The sequence below is a fragment of the Stenotrophomonas maltophilia group sp. msm4 genome (genome assembly GCF_032025605.1).
GTDB lineage: Bacteria > Pseudomonadota > Gammaproteobacteria > Xanthomonadales > Xanthomonadaceae > Stenotrophomonas > Stenotrophomonas sepilia.
The window spans coordinates 947,310-968,101 of the sequence record NZ_JAVSKK010000002.1 but is presented as its reverse complement, the minus strand read 5'-3'; the positions used below and the strand labels follow the sequence as shown (position 1 = coordinate 968,101).

The 20,792-nt window shown below is 66.8% G+C and carries 23 protein-coding genes and 1 pseudogene; 21 read left to right on the top strand and 3 right to left on the bottom strand.

Annotated elements, in window-relative coordinates; translation table 11 throughout:
• Positions 1–92 precede the first annotated feature (92 nt).
• The 3 genes and pseudogenes from ROV93_RS13740 (at position 93) to radC (ending at position 4,046) form a co-directional block, all read left to right on the top strand.
• Positions 93–494, top strand: a complete 402-nt coding sequence (locus ROV93_RS13740) for a hypothetical protein (protein ID WP_180890452.1) — start codon at positions 93–95, stop codon at positions 492–494.
• Between the two features lie 145 nt (positions 495–639).
• Positions 640–2,958 (top strand): annotated as a pseudogene (locus tag ROV93_RS13735) (TonB-dependent receptor); the annotation flags it as partial.
• 578 nt (positions 2,959–3,536) lie between these two features.
• Positions 3,537–4,046 carry a DNA repair protein RadC gene (gene radC / locus ROV93_RS13730; RefSeq protein WP_033475433.1) on the top strand — a complete coding sequence of 170 codons (510 nt, stop codon included), beginning with the start codon at positions 3,537–3,539 and terminating at the stop codon, positions 4,044–4,046.
• Positions 4,047–4,089: 43 nt separating this feature from the next.
• Here the strand turns inward: radC and ROV93_RS13725 are convergent, their stop codons facing one another.
• Complete coding sequence (locus ROV93_RS13725) at positions 4,090–5,013, bottom strand: LysR family transcriptional regulator (protein WP_033475436.1); 924 nt, start codon at positions 5,011–5,013, stop codon at positions 4,090–4,092.
• Positions 5,014–5,079: 66 nt separating this feature from the next.
• Between ROV93_RS13725 and ROV93_RS13720 the strand changes: the two genes are divergently transcribed.
• The 3 genes from ROV93_RS13720 to ROV93_RS13710 all read left to right on the top strand — a co-directional run bounded on the left by ROV93_RS13720 (position 5,080) and on the right by ROV93_RS13710 (position 6,908).
• Positions 5,080–5,697, top strand: coding sequence for a LysE family transporter (locus ROV93_RS13720; protein WP_033475437.1), 618 nt, complete (start codon positions 5,080–5,082; stop codon positions 5,695–5,697).
• 227 nt (positions 5,698–5,924) lie between these two features.
• Positions 5,925–6,311, top strand: coding sequence for a hypothetical protein (locus tag ROV93_RS13715; protein ID WP_033475439.1), 387 nt, complete (start codon positions 5,925–5,927; stop codon positions 6,309–6,311).
• A gap of 318 nt (positions 6,312–6,629) precedes the next feature.
• The gene (locus ROV93_RS13710; RefSeq protein ID WP_033475440.1) at positions 6,630–6,908 is read left to right on the top strand and encodes a hypothetical protein; all 279 of its coding nucleotides are present in this window, start codon (positions 6,630–6,632) and stop codon (positions 6,906–6,908) included.
• A 138-nt stretch (positions 6,909–7,046) separates the two neighbouring features.
• On the opposite strand, the gene ROV93_RS13705 is transcribed toward ROV93_RS13710, so the two are convergent.
• Positions 7,047–7,568: a hypothetical protein gene (locus ROV93_RS13705; RefSeq protein ID WP_235551469.1), complete on the bottom strand. Its 522-nt coding sequence runs from the start codon at positions 7,566–7,568 to the stop codon at positions 7,047–7,049.
• Positions 7,569–7,979: 411 nt separating this feature from the next.
• On the opposite strand from ROV93_RS13705, the gene ROV93_RS13700 reads away from it, so the two are divergent.
• The 5 genes from ROV93_RS13700 (at position 7,980) to ROV93_RS13680 (ending at position 12,484) form a co-directional block, all read left to right on the top strand.
• A complete protein-coding gene (locus ROV93_RS13700) occupies positions 7,980–8,810 on the top strand; it encodes a DUF932 domain-containing protein (protein ID WP_088886605.1) in 831 nt (276 codons plus the stop codon).
• 80 nt (positions 8,811–8,890) lie between these two features.
• Entirely contained in the window at positions 8,891–10,954 is a 2,064-nt protein-coding gene (locus tag ROV93_RS13695; protein WP_033474824.1) for a ParB/RepB/Spo0J family partition protein, read from the top strand.
• A 60-nt stretch (positions 10,955–11,014) separates the two neighbouring features.
• Positions 11,015–11,224 carry a hypothetical protein gene (locus ROV93_RS13690; RefSeq protein ID WP_033474825.1) on the top strand — a complete coding sequence of 70 codons (210 nt, stop codon included), beginning with the start codon at positions 11,015–11,017 and terminating at the stop codon, positions 11,222–11,224.
• A gap of 765 nt (positions 11,225–11,989) precedes the next feature.
• Complete coding sequence (locus ROV93_RS13685; RefSeq protein ID WP_033474826.1) at positions 11,990–12,304, top strand: DUF736 domain-containing protein; 315 nt, start codon at positions 11,990–11,992, stop codon at positions 12,302–12,304.
• A 39-nt stretch (positions 12,305–12,343) separates the two neighbouring features.
• Complete coding sequence (locus ROV93_RS13680) at positions 12,344–12,484, top strand: hypothetical protein (protein ID WP_312540119.1); 141 nt, start codon at positions 12,344–12,346, stop codon at positions 12,482–12,484.
• A gap of 110 nt (positions 12,485–12,594) precedes the next feature.
• Here ROV93_RS13680 and ROV93_RS13675 read toward each other — a convergent pair whose 3' ends face one another.
• Positions 12,595–12,885: a helix-turn-helix transcriptional regulator gene (locus ROV93_RS13675; protein WP_033474827.1), complete on the bottom strand. Its 291-nt coding sequence runs from the start codon at positions 12,883–12,885 to the stop codon at positions 12,595–12,597.
• Positions 12,886–13,181: 296 nt separating this feature from the next.
• Between ROV93_RS13675 and ROV93_RS13670 the strand changes: the two genes are divergently transcribed.
• From ROV93_RS13670 to ROV93_RS13625, 10 genes are all read left to right on the top strand, one after another.
• A complete protein-coding gene (locus ROV93_RS13670) occupies positions 13,182–13,532 on the top strand; it encodes a DUF2958 domain-containing protein (RefSeq protein ID WP_033474905.1) in 351 nt (116 codons plus the stop codon).
• 121 nt (positions 13,533–13,653) lie between these two features.
• Positions 13,654–13,821 (top strand): hypothetical protein, encoded by a 168-nt coding sequence (locus tag ROV93_RS13665; protein ID WP_192840743.1) that lies wholly within the window; start codon positions 13,654–13,656, stop codon positions 13,819–13,821.
• A 54-nt stretch (positions 13,822–13,875) separates the two neighbouring features.
• Positions 13,876–14,643: a DUF2285 domain-containing protein gene (locus tag ROV93_RS13660; protein WP_033474828.1), complete on the top strand. Its 768-nt coding sequence runs from the start codon at positions 13,876–13,878 to the stop codon at positions 14,641–14,643.
• A gap of 115 nt (positions 14,644–14,758) precedes the next feature.
• Positions 14,759–15,043, top strand: coding sequence for a helix-turn-helix domain-containing protein (locus ROV93_RS13655; protein ID WP_033474906.1), 285 nt, complete (start codon positions 14,759–14,761; stop codon positions 15,041–15,043).
• 26 nt (positions 15,044–15,069) lie between these two features.
• Entirely contained in the window at positions 15,070–15,915 is an 846-nt protein-coding gene (locus tag ROV93_RS13650) for a replication initiator protein A (RefSeq protein WP_033474907.1), read from the top strand.
• A gap of 253 nt (positions 15,916–16,168) precedes the next feature.
• A complete protein-coding gene (gene parA / locus ROV93_RS13645; protein ID WP_033474829.1) occupies positions 16,169–16,807 on the top strand; it encodes a ParA family partition ATPase in 639 nt (212 codons plus the stop codon).
• Positions 16,804–17,076, top strand: a complete 273-nt coding sequence (locus tag ROV93_RS13640) for a hypothetical protein (protein WP_033474908.1) — start codon at positions 16,804–16,806, stop codon at positions 17,074–17,076. Before parA ends, ROV93_RS13640 begins: the two co-directional genes overlap by 4 nt.
• Positions 17,073–17,618, top strand: coding sequence for a DUF2840 domain-containing protein (locus tag ROV93_RS13635; RefSeq protein ID WP_033474830.1), 546 nt, complete (start codon positions 17,073–17,075; stop codon positions 17,616–17,618). Before ROV93_RS13640 ends, ROV93_RS13635 begins: the two co-directional genes overlap by 4 nt.
• On the top strand, positions 17,615–18,226 hold the full coding sequence (locus ROV93_RS13630; protein ID WP_033474831.1) for a S26 family signal peptidase: 612 nt from the start codon (positions 17,615–17,617) through the stop codon (positions 18,224–18,226). Before ROV93_RS13635 ends, ROV93_RS13630 begins: the two co-directional genes overlap by 4 nt.
• 448 nt (positions 18,227–18,674) lie before the next feature.
• Positions 18,675–20,645 carry a relaxase/mobilization nuclease and DUF3363 domain-containing protein gene (locus ROV93_RS13625; protein WP_033474832.1) on the top strand — a complete coding sequence of 657 codons (1,971 nt, stop codon included), beginning with the start codon at positions 18,675–18,677 and terminating at the stop codon, positions 20,643–20,645.
• Positions 20,646–20,792: the final 147 nt, after the last annotated feature.

Here is a 20,792-nt window from a genome sequence, read left to right as displayed (position 1 = left end):
CACGCCCCGTTGATGCCGGCCGCTGCCGGCAGACCCTTGGGGACCCCTGCTTGCTGCGTCCGCTTCGCCCTCGCCCACTCATCCATCGCAAGATGGGCACCGCCATGCGCGGCCAGCGTCCGGCGCTGGCCAGCCTGCTGGCATGGGTGGCGATGCTGGCGTTGCTGCTGGGCACCCTGCCACTGCTGCCACAGGCCCAGGCCGGAATGGCCATGCAGATGCCGCTGGAAGAGCGCGGTGGCGAAAGCCCCCTGCAGGAAGAGGCGCCGGCCAAGCTGCGCCGCTGTGCCGCCCCCCCGGTGAAAGCGGCCGAGCAGGCACACCCGCCGTTGCTGCTGGCCAGCCACTGGCTGCGCACTGAACTCGAACTCGTACCCGCCACGCCGGCCATGCCCGGCGTGCGCCCGGACTGGCCGCTGGCCGCTCCGGACACGCCCTGGGCCGATGCGCCCGGGCGCCGCCAGCAACGCGGCCAGGCGCCGCCGCTCGCCTGATCCACGGCCTGGCGTGACCGCCTGCGCGGTCGCGCCTGCACGCCGCTGTCTGCTTCATCCCTGCCGCCCCTGACCGGGCCTTCCGTGCCTGCCGCGCCCTTCGCGCACGGCATCGCGCCACCCTGCATCCTTCGAGGTAACTGCCATGGCCCAGCGCCATCGTGTCCGTTCGTCCCTGTCCCGTACCCTGCTGACCAGCGCCGTGCTGGCGGCTTTCGCCAGCCCCGCCTTCGCCCACGGTGACGCCGCCGGCGCACCGCAGACGCTGGACAAGGTGGTGGTCACCGCCTCCGGCTTCGAACAGAAGGTGATCGATGCCCCGGCCAGCATCAGCGTGGTCAGCCGCGAGGAACTGAGCAAGCGCCCGTATACCAGCCTGGTCGACGCCCTGCGCGACGTCGAAGGCATCGACGTGGGCCTGGAAGCGACCGACAAGAACGGCCGCGCCACCGTGTCGATGCGCGGCCTGCCGTCCGAGTACACCCTGGTGCTGATCGACGGCCGTCGCCAGAGCAATGTCGGCCAGATCTACCCGAACAACTTCGGTGGCGGCCAGTTCGCCTACCTGCCGCCACTGGAGGCGATCGAACGCATCGAAGTCGTGCGCGGGCCGATGTCCACGCTGTACGGCTCGGACGCGATGGGCGGCGTCATCAACATCATCACCCGCCGCAACCAGGACAGCTGGCACGGCTCGGTGACCCAAGGCTTCACCGTGCAGCAGGACGACCAGTTCGGCGATGCGCGCACCACCGACCTCTACCTCAGCGGCCCACTGCTGAAGGATCGCCTCAGCCTGGCGGTACGCGGCAGCTACTACGATGCCAAGGCCTCGAACCCGGAATGGGATGCACTGACCCTTCCCGACGGTACGCCGTGGGAGCGCAGCATCGGCTTCGGCGGTGGCGGCAAGTCGGTCGCCAACACCAACTGGAACACCGGTGTGCGCCTGGACTTCCGCATCAACGACGATCACGAACTGTGGCTGGACTACGACGTGTCGCGGCAGAAATACGACAATAGCGAAGGCCAGACCGGCACCCTCGACAGCCTGGCCAGCCTGTGGCGCGTCGGCAATGCGATCATTCCCAACCCGAACGGCAGCGGCACCGTCACCCGTCGCGTGGTGCAGCCGCGCGTGGGCTACACCGCCTACCAGCGCTACGAGCGCGATCAGCTGTCGCTGACCCACCAGGGCCGCTACGGCTTCGGCACCTGGCAGACCTCACTGACCCACAGCAAGAGCAACAACCTGGGTCGTTCGCTGCCGCTGACCCTGGACGAGCGTGCCAACCTGCAGACGCTGTGGAATGACGTCTGCCGCCGCACTGGCGCCGCCAACCACTGTGCGGCCAGCCGAGGCAACGCCCTGGCCGCCCTCAACCCGAGTGAGACGGCGCGCCTGCAGGCGTTCCTGCCGCGCCCGCTGCGCAGCATGGAACTGGAAGGCTACGTGCTCGACACGATGCTCGACCTGGACTTCGGCGCGCACAAGCTGACGGTGGGTGGCCAGTACAACAACACTGACATGGTCGACGGTGTGTTTGGCATGGATGGCGCCGGCTACCGCAGCAACGTCAAGCAGAAACACCGCATGTGGGCGCTGTTTGCCGAGGACAACTGGGCGCTGACCGACACCCTCACCGCCACCTTCGGCCTGCGCTACGACGACCACAACGTGTTCGGCAGCCACGTCAGCCCGCGTGGCTACCTGGTGTGGAACGCCAGCGATGCGTGGACCTTCAAGGGCGGCGTCAGCACCGGCTACAAGACCCCGCGACCGGACCAGCTGTTCCCGGGCATCACCGGCTTCGGTGGCCAGGGCGTGCTGCCATTGGTCGGTTCGCCGAACCTGAAGCCTGAAACCAGCACCAACTACGAGCTGGCCGCCTACTACGAGGGCCAGCGCTGGGGCTTCAACGTCACCGGCTTCTTCAACACGTTCGAAGACAAGATCGCCAGCGGCGGCACCTTCCCCAACTGCGAAGTGGCGCGCGCCGGCAGCGGCTACTGCGTGGACATCGGCCCGGGCTGGGCCGCACTGGGCTACAGCACCTTCACCCAGAGCGTGAACATCGACAAGGCTGAAACGCGGGGTGCCGAACTGGCCGCCCACGTCGACCTGCTCGACACCCTGCAGCTGCGCGGCAACTACACCTGGACCAGGAGCGAGCAGACCAGTGGCGCACAGAAGGGGCTGCCGATCAGCGGCACCATGCCGGCAAAACACATGGCCAACGCCAGCCTCAATTGGCAGGTCAACGAAGCGGTCAGCCTGTCGCTGATCGGCGAGGGCCGCTACGACCGCTACCGCGACACGCTGCTGGACACCAACGGCGCCAGCCACACCCGCTACTACGAGGACTACACGATCTTCCATCTCGGTGGCAGCTGGAAGGCCACGCCCTGGCTGACGGTGAACGCACGGGTCAACAACCTGTTCGATAGTTTTGTCAAACAGAATTTTCAAGCGGCCTGATCGCCGGAAAGCCAGTCCCCATGCGGGTTTAGCGCCCGTGCCACGCTGCCCAAGATGCCCTGCCTGTCCGGTCTAGGAGCCGGATAAGAGCCAAGGGAAAGAACGCCACCGGACAAGCATGGCGTGTTCCAGCGCAGCAGTTTCCCCAAGTCCCCTTTTCCTTTGATGCCCATGTTGGGCGTCCCGGCGTGCCGCCGTCGGGTGTGCGGGCTGCGCCCCGCGCTTCGTGCCGAATCGCGGCCATCCGGCTTTTCCCCCTGACGCCTTCGGCCCTCGGCCGCCGCTATGGAAATTTCCCCGACAGTGTCTGGGAAATCTTCCCCGACGCTTTTGCTCCACGGGCCTGCGCGCTCCGCTTGCCCCAAAAGCCGACTTTGTGCAGTGGGCGGAGTGTAGGCGGTCTTGCTGTCTCCTTCACCGTATCACGTCGTTCTCGCTGTCAAAGGCGGCGCGCGCCATGCGCGCTTGCGTCCTGGCGGCCGTCTTTGACCTTCTGACAGCTTGCGCTGCGCCGTGCTGACCACGGTTCCGGGCAATTCCGCCCGAGCAACCGGAGCACGATCATGTCGCAACTGTCCTTTTCCTCGTTCGATGATGCTTTGCTGGTGCGTGACTCTCACGGGCGCTATGCCCTGGCGTCTGCGGATCAGATTCTGGAAGCCGCGCGCCTGGTCATTGACCAGAAGATGCAGCGTGGTACTTCGTTCACTTCACCGGCGGCCGTCAAGGAGTACCTGTTTGCCAAGCTGTCCGGCTTCGAGCATGAGGTGTTCGCGGTGCTGTTCATGGACACGCAGCATCGGCTGATCGAATACAGGGAGATGTTCCACGGCACGATCGACTCGGCCGAAGTGCATCCGCGTGAAGTGGTCAAGGAGGCGCTTCGGCTCAACGCGGCGGCGCTGGTCATCAGCCACAACCACCCGAGCGGAAATCCCGAGCCAAGCGCAGCCGACAGGGTGCTGACGAAGCGGCTTCGGGAGGCGTTGTCGATGGTGGATGTGCGCGTACTGGATCACATCATCGTCGGCGGCACGAAAACGACATCATTTGCCGAACGTGGCCTGATCTGATCCAGGGGGCTTCGGCCCCCTTTTTTGCTGCGACCGCTACCTGCTATGCCATCGCCCGCAGCCAGTCCAGCAAATCGGCCTGCGGGCCGTCGGGCTGCAAGGGCTGCGGCGACAGCAGGCAGTAGCGCGAACCGTCCTCGACAAAGCCCAGCGGCGCAGTCAGCACACCGCTGTCAAGGTCGTCGCGCACCAGATGCCACGGGCCGATTGCCACGCCCAGGCCGGCCACGGCCGCCTGCAAGCTGAAATAGAAGTGCTCGAAGGTTTGTCCCGCCGCATCCTGTACGGGCTGGCCTGCGGCTACCGCCCATTCCGACCATGCGCCCGGCCGCGTGCGCGAATGCAAGCGCGGCGCGCCGGTCTTGAGCGCAGCGCTGGCCTTTTTCGTGGAGAACCAGGTCGCCACCTTGTCCGGTCGGCAGACCGGGCCGACCTTTTCCGCGAACAGAGATTCGGCGTGGTAGCCCTCGGGCCAGGGGAAGTCGTCGCGGCGGATGGCCAGGTCGATGCCGCTGGCGAAGGAGAACGGCCCGCCGCCGGCGACCAGATGCACGTCGATCCCTGGATGCCGGGCCTGGAAGGCTGGCCAGCGCGGGATCAGCCAGCGCATCAGCAGCGTTGGCTCGCACGACAGCACCCAGCGCCGCCCCTGGCGGGCGCTGGCGCGCAGCTCGCCGACGGCCTGGCGCATCAGATCCAGCCCGTTGCCCACGGCCCGCGCCAGGGTGCGGCCGGCATCGGTCAGGAACACGCGCCGGCTGCGCCGCTCGAACAGGGCCACGCCCAGCTCGTCTTCGAGCAGGCGCACGGCGCGGCTGACCGCGCCGTGGGTCAGGTGCAGTTCGTTGGCCGCGTGGCTGAAGTTCTCCAGCCGGGCCGCCGCCTCGAAGCAGCGCAGCGCGAGCAGCGAAGGCAGGCGCGCATCGTTCGATGGTGAATCAGGCTCACCATTAATGTCAGAAATCATCGTTATTCACTGGGCCTTATTGTCGATAGCATCGCCTTAATACGTTGCTTTTCGCCAGGATACGCCATGACCGAACTGATAGCTGTCATCACAATCACCTTGCTGGCCGTCATCAGCCCTGGGCCGGACTTTGCGATGGTCACGCGCAACAGCCTGATGCTGTCGCGCCGCGCCGGTGTGCTGACGGCCCTGGGCATCGGCCTGGGCGTGCTCGTCCACGTCACCTATACGCTGGTCGGCGTGGGCCTGCTGATCCAGCAGTCGTTGTGGCTGTTCAACGCCATCAAGCTGGTCGGTGCCGTCTATCTGATCTATCTCGGCGTGAAGATGCTGCGGGCCAAGCCTGCCGGCCCGCTGGCTGACAGCACCGTGGCGTCGCTGTCGGATGCGGCGGCGCTGCGCACCGGCTTCCTGACCAATGCGCTGAATCCGAAGACCACGGTGTTCATCGTTAGCCTGTTCATGCAGGTGGTACGGCCGGACACGCCGCTGGCGGTGCAGATCGGCTACGGCGCGTTCATCTCGGTGGCGCACATGGCCTGGTTCAGCCTGGTGGCCTTGTGCTTCTCCGCCGGCGCCGTGCGCGATCGGCTGCTGGCCGTGCGCCACTGGATCGACCGCGCCTTCGGTGGGCTGCTGGTCGGTTTCGGTGTCCTGTTGGCGGTAGCGCGCGGATCGCGCTGATCGTCTGGGATTTCCGAGACAGTGTTTCGGAAATTCAGCATGCCAAGGTTTGTGCATGACGTGGGGCGGTCTTGCTGTCCCCTTCACCGTATCACGTCGTTCTCGCCGTCAAGGGCTGCGCGTGCGAGCACGCTTGCGGCCCGTGGCCGTCCTTGACCCCTGACGGCTGCGCTGCGTCGTGCTGGCGACGGTTCCGGGCAATTCCGCCCGTGCAACCGGAGACCGTCATGAACGACAAATCGCACGTTTTCCTCGAACAACACGTTTGCCTGGTCTGCGGCGCTCGCTTCGACACCGGCGCCATCCTGCTGGACAAGCGCCTGCGCGCGAGCATGGAGCGCCACACGGCGACAGGCTGGGGCTTGTGCCCTGAACATCAGAAGCTGTCCGACGATGGCTTTGTCGCGCTGGTCGAATGCGATCCGCAGCGCAGCCGCGCTGCGGCGGGCGCCGCTCGCATGAAGCCCGATCAGGCGCATCGGACTGGTCGCCTGGCGCACCTGAAACGCGAGGTGTTCGCCGATGTGTTCAATGTGCCGATCGAGGACAAGCAGCCATGCGTGTTCGTTGAACCCGGCGTGATCGAGCAGTTGCAGGCGATGACCGCGCACTGATCGCGCGGCATTGATCCGGCGCGTTGTCCTTCGGGATGACGCGCTATTTTTTTGCTGCGTCCGCGTCCTTTGCACCTTCATGCAACGCTGCCTCGAAAAAGCCAGATGGTGTCTGGCGAATCTGCCATGCCGATGTGCATGGACGGAGAGGCGGTCTTGCTGTTCCCTTCATCGTGCCACAGCGTTCGCGCCGTCAAGGGCTGCGCGCCGATGGCGCTTGCGTCCTGGCGGCCGTCTGCGCCCCCTGACTGCTTGCGCTGCGCCGTGCCCCGGAAGGGTCGGGCAATTCCGCCCGGTAATCTTTCAGGAGTTCATGCCATGAGCAGCCATCACGATTGGGTCATCGAAGTCTCGGCGCAGCACGACGCGCGCAAGCCGTTCGCGCCGGAGAACGGTCAACCGCTGCGCTTCAAGGTCGGCGATGCGGTGATCTACACCAATGACTTCGGCGTGCAGTTCCATCGCCGCGTCACCGGGTTCTATCGGCCTGCCGGGCCTTGCGGGCTGTACGCGCTCGGCCGGCGCTACTTCATCAATTCGACCTCGCCCTGGATGCCGGTCGCGGAATCCAGCCTGCGCCCTGACGACGCGGGTTGATGCCTTCGCGCCCCTGCCGGGGCGCTGCGCGCTTCGCTTGCACTCCAGGGGAAGGCCATGCGGCCATCCCCGCCGCGCTGCGCTTGGCGCCCCTCAATGCAGCCGAACCGGCTCGCGCCGGATCGGCACTGTACGGCGTCAGTCGTACATCCTGTCCGGGCGCTCTCGCCGTACTCCGCGTTCGTTGGCTTCCAGCCAGTCGAATAGCGCGTCAATGTCGTGATCCAACTGGAACAGCGATGCCTCGGCCATCATGTGCCAGGTGGCGCATTCGTCGGCATGGTGCGCGTTGTTCACCACGGCATTGAGCTGCTGATGCAGGGCAAGGAGGCGTTTCTTCTCCGCTGCGACTGTCGCGCGGTCGGTCGTCCAGACCATCGAGGGCAGAAAGATGCCTTGGGGTGGCGTGCCGGGCGTTGAAGCATCGGCAGAGGGTGGTGTTGTCATGGGAAGCCCAGGAAGTGATGAAGCCCCCACGATAGGCAGCAGCTTGTCTTTACTCCAGTCGAAATTCGCCCAAAAACGCCCCGATTTCGACATCAGCTCCGACAACAACGCAAAGGCGGAATGGGCGTCCCCGGCCAGGAAACATGGCCGGTCGCGCTGTCGTGCTGCGCATCGAGCCTCGCTACGCGAGTCTCGCCCCTGACGGGCTTCCATCGTTCCCTCGCTCCGCTCGGCTGACGCCTACGGCCCGGCTTCCAGCTTCGGGCCTGCGCGCTTCGCTTGCGTGCGGTTCAGCACACCAGGGCGGCCGTTGCCTTGTCCAGCCATCTCTCCTGACTCCATCACCTTGTTCGCGACCGTAGCCCGCTCCCGTGTGCCGTCAAGGCGCGCAGGGCCGTGTCCTCGGCTGCGCCTGCGGGCCGCACCAACCCTGCGCTTGTTTCCTTGACGGCCCCCGTCCGCGCGCTCCTTTGGCCGCGGGCGATGAACTCAGGAAAGACGGTGGCAACAGGGCCAACCGGGTTCCTCGTGCCAACCGCACCGAACAGCCGAAAGGCTGGGCTCCGAATCTAGGAATCCGGTGTGCGGTGTGAACAGCAAACCCTTTTCGTCAGGAGAAAGACCATGCAACTCGCATCCCGTTTCGCTTCCCGCTCCCCTTCGCTGCGCAGCGACTACCCGCTGTCCGATGACCAGATTCACCGCGTGGCCCCGTCCATCTTCGCGGATGCCCCGCACGAAAGCCGCTCGCAGCGGTACGCCTATATCCCCACCGCCGCCGTGCTGGCCGAGCTTCGCAAAGAAGGATTCCAGCCCTTCATGGTGACGCAAACCCGCGTGCGCGACGAAGGCAAGCGCGAGCACACCAAACACATGCTGCGCCTGCGGCACGCGAGCCAGATCAACGGAGCGGAAGCCAATGAAATCGTGTTGTTGAACTCGCACGATGGCACCAGCAGCTATCAGATGCTGGCCGGCATGTTCCGGTTCGTGTGCAGCAATAGCCTTGTGTGCGGCGACACCGTGGCCGATGTGCGCGTGCCCCACAAAGGCGACGTTTCCGGGCATGTCATCGAAGGCGCTTACGAAGTCTTGCGCGGTTTCGACCGGGTGAAGGATTCCCGCGATGCCATGCGCGCGATCACCTTGGATGAAGGCGAAGCCGAAGTGTTCGCCCGTTCCGCGCTGGCTCTCAAGTACGACCCTACCGACAACAAGCCCGCGCCCATCACCGAATCACAAATCCTGATGCCGCGCCGGTTCGACGACCGCCGCCCGGACTTGTGGAGCGTGTTCAACCGCACCCAAGAAAACCTGACCAAAGGTGGATTGCATGGGCGCAGCGCCAACGGTCGCCGCCAGCAAACCCGCCCGGTGCAGGGCATTGATTCCGATGTGCGCCTCAATCGCGCCCTCTGGATGCTGGCCGATGGCCTGCGCCAGTTGAAAGCCTGATTCCCCACGCGGCAGGGGCAGGCAGCAGCCCTAGCCGCTTTCTTCGCTGCTGCATCCCTGAACCGATAGGAGTTATCACCATGAACGCCATTACCCAAACCGAAGCCCGCGCCATCCAAGCCCCTGCGCTGGAAGCAGCCGACCCGACCAAGAATCTGATTCTGGTTCCGCTGTCGCGGCTGGTGTCGCGCGCGACCGGGCGCAACGTGCGCAAGACCCCGCGCATGTCCATTCCCGAACTGGCCGCATCCATCCAGCGTGTGGGCCTGCTGCAAAACCTGATCGTGATCGCCGCCGCCGATGGCGAGCATTACGAAGTGGTCGCCGGTGGCCGACGCCTCGCCGCGTTGAAGCTGCTGGCGAAGAAGCACCGCATCAGCAAGGAATGGGACGTGCCTTGCCTGCTGGTGGCCGATGGCACCGCCCGCACGGCCAGCCTGACCGAGAACGTGCAGCGCGAAGCCATGCACCCCGCCGACCAGTTCGAGGCATTCGCCGCGCTGGTGGCCGAAGGCCGACCCATCGAGGACATAGCGGCAGATTTCAGCGTGTCCCCGCTGGTGGTGCAGCGCCGCTTGAAGCTGGCGAACGTCTCGCCCCGGCTGCTGGCCGACTACCGCGCCGAAGCCGTGACGCTCGATCAGTTGATGGCCCTTGCCATCACCGACGATCACGCCGCGCAGGAGGCCGCGTTCTACGATGCGCCGACATGGCAGCGCAGCCCGCACAACCTGCGCGACCGCCTGACCGAACGGGAAATCGACGCCTACCGGCATCCGCTGGTGCGTTTCGTCGGGCTGGACGGCTACCAGCAGGCAGGCGGCGGCATCCGCCGCGACCTGTTCGCGGAAGGCGACAAGGGCGTGTATCTGACCGATGCCGCGCTGCTGGAACGGCTGGCGCAAGACAAGCTGGCAGGCATCGCCGCCGAGGTGCAGGCCGAGGGTTGGGCTTGGGTGGATGCCACGCCGAGCATGACCCATGCCGACCTGCAAGCCTTCCAGAGTGCGCCGAGGGAACGCCGCAGCCCGAACAAGCGCGACGCGCAGCGTATCGAGAAGCTGCAAGCCAAGATGCAGGAAGTGGCCGAAGCCGTGGATGCCGCGCTGGACGACGAGGACGAGGAAAAGGCCGATGCCTTGCAGGAGGAAGGCGAGCGCCTGGGCGAGCAGTTGCAGGCGCTGGAAGATGGCTTGCTGGACTATGCGGCCAACGTGAAGGCCGCAGCCGGTGCCATCGTCAGCATCGACCGCGACGGGCAGGCCGTGATTCATCGCGGGCTGCTGCGCGAAGCCGAGGCCAAGGCGCTGCGCACGCTGGAACGGCTGCGCCACGGGTTCGGCAGCGAAGGCGAAGCCGACAACGACGACGAAGGAGAGGAAGCGGACAACGCCCCCAAGACCGCCGCCATGTCCGACCGACTGGCGCAGCGGTTGAGTGCCCACCGTACCGCCGCGCTGCAAATCGAAGTCGCCCGGCATCCGCAAGCCGCGCTGGCCGCCGTGGTACATGGCATGGTGCAGACCGTCTTGCAGGAAAGCTACTACGGCCACGATCTGCCGCTGGGTGTGAGCCTGAAACAGCAAGACCGGCTCGAAAGCCTTGCCCCGGACGTGTCGGAATCGCCTGCCGCCGTGGCGCTGCGCACCTTGCAGGAAGTCGCGGGCGAAGCCTTGCCGGAGGACAGCGCCGAACTGTTCGCCGCGCTGCTGGCGAAGCCGCAGGATGAACTGGTGCGCCTGTTGGCCGTGTGCGTGGCGTCCACGGTGGACGTGGTGACGCCCCGCGCTACGCCGCACCAGCCCGGCGCAGAACTGGCGCAAGCGGTGGGGCTGGACATGGCGGCATGGTGGAAGCCGACCGCAGACGGTTACTTCCAGCATGTGCCGAAGGCCGCGATTCTGGAAGCCGTGGAACAGTACGCCCCGGCGCACGTCACCCGGCTGGCGAAGTTGAAGAAGGCCGACATTGCCAGCGAAGCCGAACGGCTGGCCGATGGCACCGGCTGGATGCCCGCCATCTTCTGCGCCGAAGCCCCGCAGCAGGACGCGCAGGAGGTGGTGACGGACGAGGAAGCCGAACAGCCGGAGGAAGTCGCCGCCATGGCGGATGAGCAGCCGCAGGCCGAGGCACTGGCCGCGTGATCTTGCACCACAGATAGCGCCCCGGCTCCGGCCGGGGCGCTTCATGCCGAGGATTCCCCCATGAGCCACGACACCACGAACCGCCCCCGCATGGCCGCGACCTACGCCCCCGGAACGGTACGCGCCCGCCGCTGGCATGGCGATGGCGACGTGCGCGGCTACCGTCCGCCTCGCGGCTGGACGGCGCGCGCCGACCTGACAGACCTGCATCCCATCACGGGCCGCGCCTTGCCGCGTGCCGTGTGGTGGATCATCGAAACCAAAGAATAGGGAACAGCCCCGCGCCCAAGCCGTTCCGTCTTGGGCGCGGGGAATGCCAAAAAATCCGGGCGCGGCGGTGGCCGCGCCCGGTGTTCAAGGCCCAAAGCCAGAGCGCCCCTGCGCCGCCTTCGGGCAGGCCGCGCAGGGGCGGCGCACAAGTAGCCTTGTGCGCGGGAAACCCTCGAAGCCCATAAGTGCGTCGGCGCACAACGCCGACGACATTCCGAATGCGCCCCGCCCCAATGGTCGGGGCTTGTGGGCCTACGCCCCGGCTTGCTGCCGCAGGTTGCACGAAAGCGTGCCGTCCTCGACGCTGGCGGTTCGTCACCTGTACGTCACGAAGGACGGTTCACCGACACGCCACCCGGCCTTGCAATGGAGCTTCCACGCCACGCCTCAAGCAAGAGGCCGCCTGCTACGTCAGGGGCGCTTTCACCTTGTCGCTGGGCGTTGTCCTTGCCCGTGCCAGGGCGCAAGCCGGTGAAGCCGTCGCGCGGGGAGCCGAGCCGGCCATGTTTCCTTTCGGAGCGGGTCGGCCCAAGGCGTCCTGTCTGTTTGTGAATCCTGGCGGTGGCCGGGCTTCTATGGCTGCAACCTTCCAGCGAAAACAATTTCCCCTGCGCTGTGCGCATTCCTCGCGGGACAAATTCTTTTCGCTTCCAGGCGCTCCACTGCGTTGCGCCCGCAAGCGGTGCAGCCAGCCCGTCCCCCGCCGGTCGGATCACAACAGGACGCGATGGGCGCGAACCCTGTTCAACCGAAAGGAGATTCATCATGGCAAACATCGGCACCTTCACCGCAGAGAAAGACGGCTTCACCGGCACGCTTCGCACCCTGACCCTCAACGTCAAGGTCAAGCTGGTTGCCAACGACAAAGGCGAGAACGAAAACGCCCCCGACTTCCGCCTTCAGGCGGCCGGCCACGACATCGGCGCGGGGTGGAAGAAGACCAGCGAAGCCGGGCGGCCCTACGTGTCAGTGTCCCTCGACGATCCTTCGTTCCCGGCGACGGTCTATGCCCGCCTGATCGAGAACGAGGACGGCACGCACGACCTGATCTGGTCGCGCAGCAAGCCCAAGGCGGCCTGACGGCCGCCCACCGCGCCCCGTCCCTTGCGGCGGGGCGCGATGCTGCTGATCGCAGCGCCGCACGCACAGGGTTTCGGCAGTTGTCTCATGCGCCGCATGTTCAGGGCCGGCATCGCATCGGTGATGGTCGAATGGCTCGACGCCCGTGGCGACAAGCGCAAGATGGCGTGTCGGCGCTGAAAGCGCCGCCGGGCTTTCGGGCTGCGCCCCGTGCCGACTTCGCCGTCACGGCCATGCGGCTTCAATCCCTCACGCCTTCGCGCCTGCGGCGCTGCGCGCTCCGCTTGCGGCTATGTCTCGAACGCCGCGATCTGGCTTTCCGTCTCGGCCATCAGCACCGCCGTACTGCAATCGAGTGCGCGGGCGATTTTGAAGATGATCGCCAGCGTGGGCATGTGTTCGCCACGCTCGATCTTGCCCATGTGCGAACGCTCGATGCCGGCCAGGTGCGCCAGCGATTCTTGCGCAATCCCTCGCTCCATCCGTAGCGCACGCACCGCCGCGCCGAAGGCTTGCGCCAGGTCGGCATCGAAGGTGGTAACGCCGGCCGGTCGGCCTGGCTGAACGGATCGCTTCTGCATAGACAGAAGCGTCGAATCAAAGGACAATTAAAACCACGTTATCTTTAACTCATTGGCGAAAAAACGGTGTTCCGTGCTTTTACGGAAATCCGTATCTACGGATTCCAACAGAACCGGGGAATCGCATCCGTGTCTTTCCGGCTTCCTACAATTGCGCTTCTGCGCTTGCGTTCTTCCAAGGATGCGATGGCTTGCGCATCCGTGCTTGCGCACGAAAGCACGGAGACGGTTTGGCGGTTCCGTGCTTCGACGCACAAGCGCATCCGCGCATCCTCGGTTTCGTGGAGGTTCCGGCCATGACCCTGCCACTTGTCACCGCTGACGAACGTGCCCGGCTGCTCGCCCACGGAGCGGCGCTCGCCGCTGGCCAGCACCTCGACCCGCTGCCCGTAGTGCGGCTGTTCACCCCCGACGCGCATGTGACCTGGCTGCTGGTGTCGCTCGACCCTGCGGATGACGACACGGCCTACGGGCTGATCGACCTCGGTATCGGGATGCCCTCGCTGGGCACGGTCAAGCTCTCCGACCTAGCCGGCATCGTCGGCCCGCGCAAGCTGCCGGTGCGGCGGGATCGGTATTTCCAGGCGCTGCGCCCACTGTCGGAGTACGTCCGGCTGGCGCAGGAGAACGGCGCGATCACGGACTGATGAAGGCCAGCGCAGCCCGGCCAGCCGGGGCGCATTGTGACTATTTCGGTCTTACCCAAGACCTGTACGGTCTCAATCGGCATTGATGCACCGAAGCGGTGCCAGCATGATGCAAACAGTCATGATCTTTGGCGCGGCCTGCGGCACGGTATCCGGTGCCGCGCACCATTTCCGGGTTGCGCAGCCGTCGCATTCAGACGATTGCCGCAACACGCCGGAGCCAAACGGTCTTGACACCGACAGTTACAGCTTAACCTTTTTTGATGACGACCTGATGGCGTTTCGATAGCTCCCGCACGGCGGAATCCGTGGCGACGCACCCCAAGCACAGGGAGGTCTCGCCATGACTGATCGCAGCGCCGAACACTGGTATCCGACAGCGGCTTATCTCTACGTCCTGCACCTCGACGGCCCCGCACTGGCGTGGGAATACTTGCGCCGAAACCCCGGCTACCGCCGCGACTGGCGGCGCCGTCGCCGGCGGCCGGACGCGGCGCTGGCTTGGGGCCTGCGCCTGCTGGAAGATCCCGCTCTGGATGCGCGCGACGCGCATCCGGCCTGGTTCCCCGATCATGATGCCGTGGTGCAGCTTGTTCCCGATGCCGACCCGCCGCCCGAAGCCGCTGCCTTCGAGTTCTGGCGCGTGCCTGGCCGCAAGCAACTGATCCATGATGGCAAGCGCCTGGTGCTGGTGTCGCACTGGCCCGGCTGCTGCCTGCGGCTCGCGCTCGCGCCCGGCCTGGAAGACGGCATGGCCTACCTGTACGCCACCCGTGCCTGCGCCGCGCCTTGCGCGCGCTACCGCACGCTGGCGACCGAGCTGGATGCGCTGTCCGCCGCGACCGTGGCCGCGCCTGCGGCAGCGGCGCGCTCCCGGCCCACGCCGGCCGCGGTGCTGGAACTGCACACCTTGCAGGCGCTCGACGCGACCCTGGCGGGCGCGTCCTTGCGCGAAGTCGCCGAAGGACTGTTCGGCGCGGATGCCGTCGTGGCCGACTGGCACAAGGACAGCGCCTTGCGTGCCCGCGTGCGGCGGCTGGTCAGGCGTGGCGAGGCGCTGATGCGCGGCGGCTATCGCAGTCTGGCGCAGGTCTCGCCAGTTGCATCGTAGTAAGGGGGGACGTTTTGCAGTCCCTGCAATTCGTCCCTTAGCAAGAAGCCCATCTTTCTTGAAAGTGCCTCTATCCGGCCGCGTGGTGTGGCCGGGCTTGATGGAGGTACATCCCATGCGACCCGCTCCCTTGCGGCCTGCCGCCGCTGCTGTCCCTGCGCCCGCGCAGCCCCAACGCTACCTGACCAACGACGAGGCCGCCGACTACCTGCGCCTGTCGCCGCGCACGCTGGAGAAGCAGCGCGTGATCGGCGGTGGCCCGAAGTTCCGCAAGTTCGGCCGCCGCGTCATGTATGCGGTGAGCGACCTCGACGCCTGGGCCGATGCGCGCAGCTACGCGGCCACTTCCGACCCGGAATATGCCGAACGGCATGCGGGCGACTACCGTGACGGCCGCTGACCATCGGCGCGTGGGTGGCCTTCGCCATGTCCAGCCCGCCAGGGCAAGCCTTGCAGCAGCGCGAACAGCTCGACCTGTTCCGCGCGCTGCCGGGCGACATGGCGCCACGCGACAGCCAGGACTTGATGGCCTTTCCGTTCTTCTCGCTGGCGAAGTCGCGCCGCACGGCGCCGATCGACTTCCGGGCAGGCGGCATCACCATCCGCGTGGAGGGGACGCAGGAGCATGGCATAGCGACCATTTGGGATGCCGACATCCTGATCTGGGCGGCCTCGCAGATCGTGGAAGCCCGCGACGCGGGCATCCCGACCTCGCGGCTGATGCAGGTGCGCCCTTACGAAATCCTGCGCTTCATCGGGCGCGGTACGTCGCTGCGCGACTACCAGCGCCTCAAGGCCGCGCTCGACCGGCTGCAATCGACCACGGTGGCCACGTCCATCCGCGAAACCACGGGAAGGCGACTGCATCGCTTCTCGTGGATCAACGAGTGGAAGGAACTGGCCGATGCCAGCGGCACGCCGCTGGGCATCGAGCTGATCCTGCCGGACTGGTTCTACGCGGGCGTGGTGGACGCGGCCCTGGTGCTGACCATCGACCCGACGTACTTCCGGCTCACTGGTGGCATCGAGCGGTGGCTGTACCGCCTGGTGCGCAAGCACGGCGGACGGCAGGAACACGGCTGGCAATTCGATTTCCAGCACCTGTACCGCAAGTCGGGCAGCGTGGCGCGTTTCTACGACTTCGCCGCCGACCTGCGCGCGCTGGTGGCGCGGCAGTCGCTGCCCGGCTACGTCCTGGGCATCGAGCGGATGCCTGGCGAGAAAACCGAACTGCTGACCTTCCGGCCCGTGCTGCATACGGCACGGGGATAAGTGCGGGAAAACCTGTTAATTCACTCGTGCTATCAGGCAACAGTGGACTCGTGCTATCAGGCAACAAATCCTCGTGCTATCAGGCAACAAAATCGGCCGCAAACCCGCGCCGCTGCTGGGTTTTCTCGCCCCTTAACTTCCCTAACAGTAAATACATAACTTTTAGTAGAAGCGCGCCGTTTCGGTGGACAACCACCCAACGGCACGAAATGCAGGAGCGAAAGACCGGCTTTCCAGCAGGGAGGGCCGCGCCATGATCCTTGCTCTGCTCAACCAGAAAGGCGGCGTCGGCAAGACCACGCTCGCCACGCACATCGCCGGCGAGCTGGCGATGCGCGGCCAGCACGTCATCCTGCTCGATGCCGACCCGCAGGGTTCATCGCTGGATTGGACGCAGCGCAGAAGTCAGCAAGGCTTGCCGCGGCTGTTCAGCGCCGTCGGCCTCGCCCGCGAAACGCTGCATCAGGAAGCGCCAGAACTCGCCAGGCGGGCCGATCACGTCATCATCGACGGCCCGCCGCGCATCGCGGCCTTGGCGCGCTCCGCACTGCTGGCGGCCGAGCGCGTGCTGATCCCGGTGCAGCCCAGCCCCTACGACGTGTGGGCCAGCGCCGAGATGGTTTCGCTGATCCGCGAGGCACAGGTGTTCCGGCCTGCGCTGCGCGCGGCCTTCGTCATCAATCGGCGCGTCAGCACCACCATCATCGGGCGTGAGGCACGGCAATCGCTGGCCGAACAGCCGTTGCCCGCGCTGCGCTCGGAGGTGCATCAGCGCATCGTGTTCGCCGACAGCGTGGCCGCTGGCCGGCTCGCCCGCGAGACAGCGCCCGACAGCGCCGCCGCCCGCGAAATCACCGCCCTGGTGGATGAACTGCTGCGGTGGCCGACATGACGGCGAAGCCACCACCACGCGGCAAGCGTGTCGGCATCGGCGCACGTCCGCCCGCGAATCCGCACGCAGAAGCGTGGATTCGCCAGGGCGATGCCGATGCGCTGGGCAAAGGCGACCTCTACACCGCGCGCCTGACCCTGGACATCACGCCCGCCATGCGGGCGCGCATCAAGGTGTCGGCCTTCACGCAAGGCGTGACCGTGGCCGACCTGCTGCGCGGCCTGCTGGAGCGGGAGTTTCCCGATCACCACAGGGAGAACACACCATGACCGCATCCGCTTTGCCTGCCGCGAACGCGGCACCGGCTATGCCGCTGCCTGCGCTTTCGGCACTCGCCGGACAGGCCGGCAACGTGCCGCTGACGCGCGTTTCGCTGGCCTACATCGAGGCCCGTTTCAAACTCTACCTGCGCTTTGGAGAACCTGCGCGCACACTCCAGCTAGACCGCTGGCGGCGCTGCGCAGTGTTCCTGCCGGGCGCGATGCTCTGCCGCATCCGCTGGCAGGCCAACGATTACGGCACGATCCGATGGCAGCTCATGGTGATGCAAACGTGCACGCCGCTCGATGCCGTGCAGCGCATCCCAGGCGTGCAGCCAGGCGCGCGCCTGCTGCTGCACGCAGAAGGCGATGCCAATGTGCGCGCCGTGCTGGAACGCATCGACGCCATCGAAGCGCTGGGCATCGCCGCCATCGACGTGTCGCCCGCGTACTGGCGCACGCTGGGCAACCGTCTGGCGGCCCGCCTTGCGCTGCCCGAATACACCGCCGAGCGGCACGCCGCTTGGCTGGCCGGGAAGGTGCTGCCATGACGGCCCCGACCAACACGGGCGGCGCGTCGGCCGTTGCGCCGCGTCCTCGCTTGTACCCACGTTCACGTTTGCGCGCTCGCGTCGTCGTGGCGACACTGGCCGCCATCGGTCTCGCTGCGCTGGCCTGGGCGGCTTTCGTGCAACCACCGCCGCGCCTGATCTACAACCCGTCCGACAGCGTGGCGGTCGGCTGGTATCGCATAGAACCGTTCGCCCCGCGCACCGCCTCGCTGCCACGTCCGTTGTCCGTGGACAGCATCGTGCTGGTGCCACTGCCCGACAGGGCCGCCATGCTGGCTGCGCAGCGCGGCTACCTGCCGACGCGCGTGCCGCTGCTCAAACGTGTGGGCGCGGTCGCGCCGCAACACGTCTGCATCGTCGCCGGGCAGGTACGCATCGACGGCGTGCCTGCGGCCGCCGTGCTGCCTGCCGACCGGCTGGGCCGGCCGCTGCCATCCTTGCAGCTTTGCCGCCGCCTCGAACCGGGCGAGCTGTTCCTGTTGAGCGTGACCAACCCGGCATCGTTCGACAGCCGGTATTTCGGCCCGGTCAGCGCATCCGCCGTGATCGGCGTCGCGCATCCGGTCTGGCTGGAGACACGCCCATGATGGCCGCCAATTCGCTGCGCTCCGGCGTGCCATCGGGCATGTCGTTCTACTGTTCGTCGCCGTGTCGTCGCGCCTGCCGTGCCGGTGCATTCGCACCGCACGTCGCGCTGCCTTCGGCGAAGCCGTCCAACGTGCAGGCGTCTTGCCTCGAACGCGCCCGGCCTGCGGCCTTCATAGCGTCAGTTCGCGCGTTCGCCGGCGCGCTGGCTGCTCCCGCAGCAGCGCCGCCGGGCCGCCGGTGCCTGGAGCGACAGCGGAAGGCAAAGGCGGAAGGCAAGATTGAAGGGTGCGGCACCAGGGTGCGCGCAAAGCCAGTCTGCACGTGGGGGTGGCGCGGCACGCGCCTTATGGCGGCTTCGTGCCGCGACAGCAGCCAATGCCTTGCAGCCATTGGAGAATCCGCGTGCCTCGCCCGCCAGGGTGCGACGGGCTTGCCTGGAGCCACGCCATGAACCAGCGCGGAAACTCCCCCGGTGACGACCATTTCCGCATCCGGCCCGGCAAGCCCAAGCAGCGCGGCGACACCTTTGTTTCGCAGGTGCTGCGCCAGGCCGGCAAGGCGGCCAACGCGACCGGCGGCAAGCGGGGCAAGGCGCCCGGTTCACGCCTGGGACGCGGCCATGTGGCGGCCCGCTTCACCGGCCAGTCGCTGACGGCAAACTCACGCCGCGCCACGGTCAAGGTGCGGCTGGTGTATCTCCAGCAGGCCAGCGGCCGCTCCACCGTCCAGCACCTGCGCTACATCGAGCGCGAGGGCGTGGACAGGCAGGGCGGGCCGGGCCATGCCTACGGGCCGGCGACCGACGAGGCCGACACCGCCGCCTTCGAGGAACGCGGCCGGGGCGACCGCCATCAATTCCGCTTCATCGTCTCCCCCGAAGACGCGGAACAACTCGACGACCTGCGCACCTACACCCGGCACCTGATGCAACGGATGGAGGCCGACCTGGGCACGCGACTGGACTGGGTGGCGGTCGATCACTGGAACACCGACAACCCGCACACCCACGTCGTGCTGCGCGGCAAGGACGACACCGGCAAGGATCTGATCGTCTCGCAGGACTACATCACGCGCGGCATGCGCGAGCGGGCGATGGAACTGGCGACCGAGTGGCTGGGGCCGCGCACCGAGCTGGAGATACAGCGTACCCTGGCCCGCGAGGTGGAACAGGAGCGATGGACAAGCCTGGATCGCACCTTGCAGCGTGAAGCCGTCGATGGCCTGGTTCACACGGAACGGCTTGCCGAACCCAGGCTGCAACGCCGGCGCCTGCTGCTCGTCGGTCGCCTGCAACACTTGCAGCGCATGGGACTGGCGACGGAAACGGCGCCGGGCACCTGGGCCATTCATGCAGAAGCTGAATCCACCCTGCGGGCGATGGCCGAGCGCGGCGACATCATCCGCACCATGCAGCGGGCGATGGGCGGCAGGCAGCGCGAGCTGGCCGTGTTCCAGCCCGGCCAGGACGATGGCGAAAACGGCCACACCATCGTGGGCCGTGTCGCAGGCAAAGGGCTGGCCGACGAGTTGTACGACCGAGGCTATCTGGTCATCGACGGCGTGGACGGCAAGGCGCACTACGTGGCGCTGCCGCCGCGCACCGAGCTGGAGCAGTACCCGGCCGGCGCCATCGTGGAAGTGAAGGGTTCGACCGAGGTTCGCGCCGCCGACAAGAACATCGCCGCGCTGGCGAGTGATGGCCTGTACCGTGCCGACCATCACCTTGCCATCGAACAGGGCCGGGCCAAGCCCGGACGCGACCCGCAGGAGGTTGTCGCCGCCCACGTCCGCCGGCTGGAAGCCCTGCGCCGGGCCGGCATCGTGGAGCGCGTGGCCGAAGGGCTATGGAAGGTGCCAGACGATCTGGCCGAGCGTGGTCGCCAGTACGACGCGCAGCGCCTGGGTGGCGTGGCGGTGGAGCTGAAATCGCATCTGTCCATCGAGCGGCAGGCCCGCGTCATCGGCGCGACCTGGCTTGACCAGCAACTGATCGGCGGCGACCGTGGGCTGGGCGACCTGGGCTTTGGCGGCGAGGCCAAGCAGGCCATCCAGCAGCGCGCCGACTTCCTGGCCGAACAGGGGCTGGCCGAGCGGCGCGGGCAGCGCATCATCCTGGCGCGCAACCTGCTTGGCACGCTGCGCAACCGGGAACTGGCGCAGGCCGCCAAGGACATTGCCGCCGAAACCGGACTGGCGCATCGCCCGGCGGCGGATGGGCAGCGGGTCGCCGGTATCTACCGGCGCTCGGTCATGCTGGCGAGCGGGCGCTACGCGATGCTCGATGACGGCATGGGGTTCAGCCTGGTGCCGTGGCGACCCGTGATCGAGCCACGGTTGGGGCAGCAGATCGCGGCGACGGTGCGTGGCGGCGGGGTGTCGTGGGAGATCGGAAGGCAGCGAGGGCCGACAGTTGGATGATCAATGCTCAGCCGGTAATCCATTCGCCTGGCTCGGCCCGCGGACGCTGAGGTCGATCACGTTGACGGCAAGCGGTCAATTGATTTCGCAGACTGGTCGGTGTCCAGGCTGTCGAACGACGGCGCTCAGCCTCGCCATATCGGGATC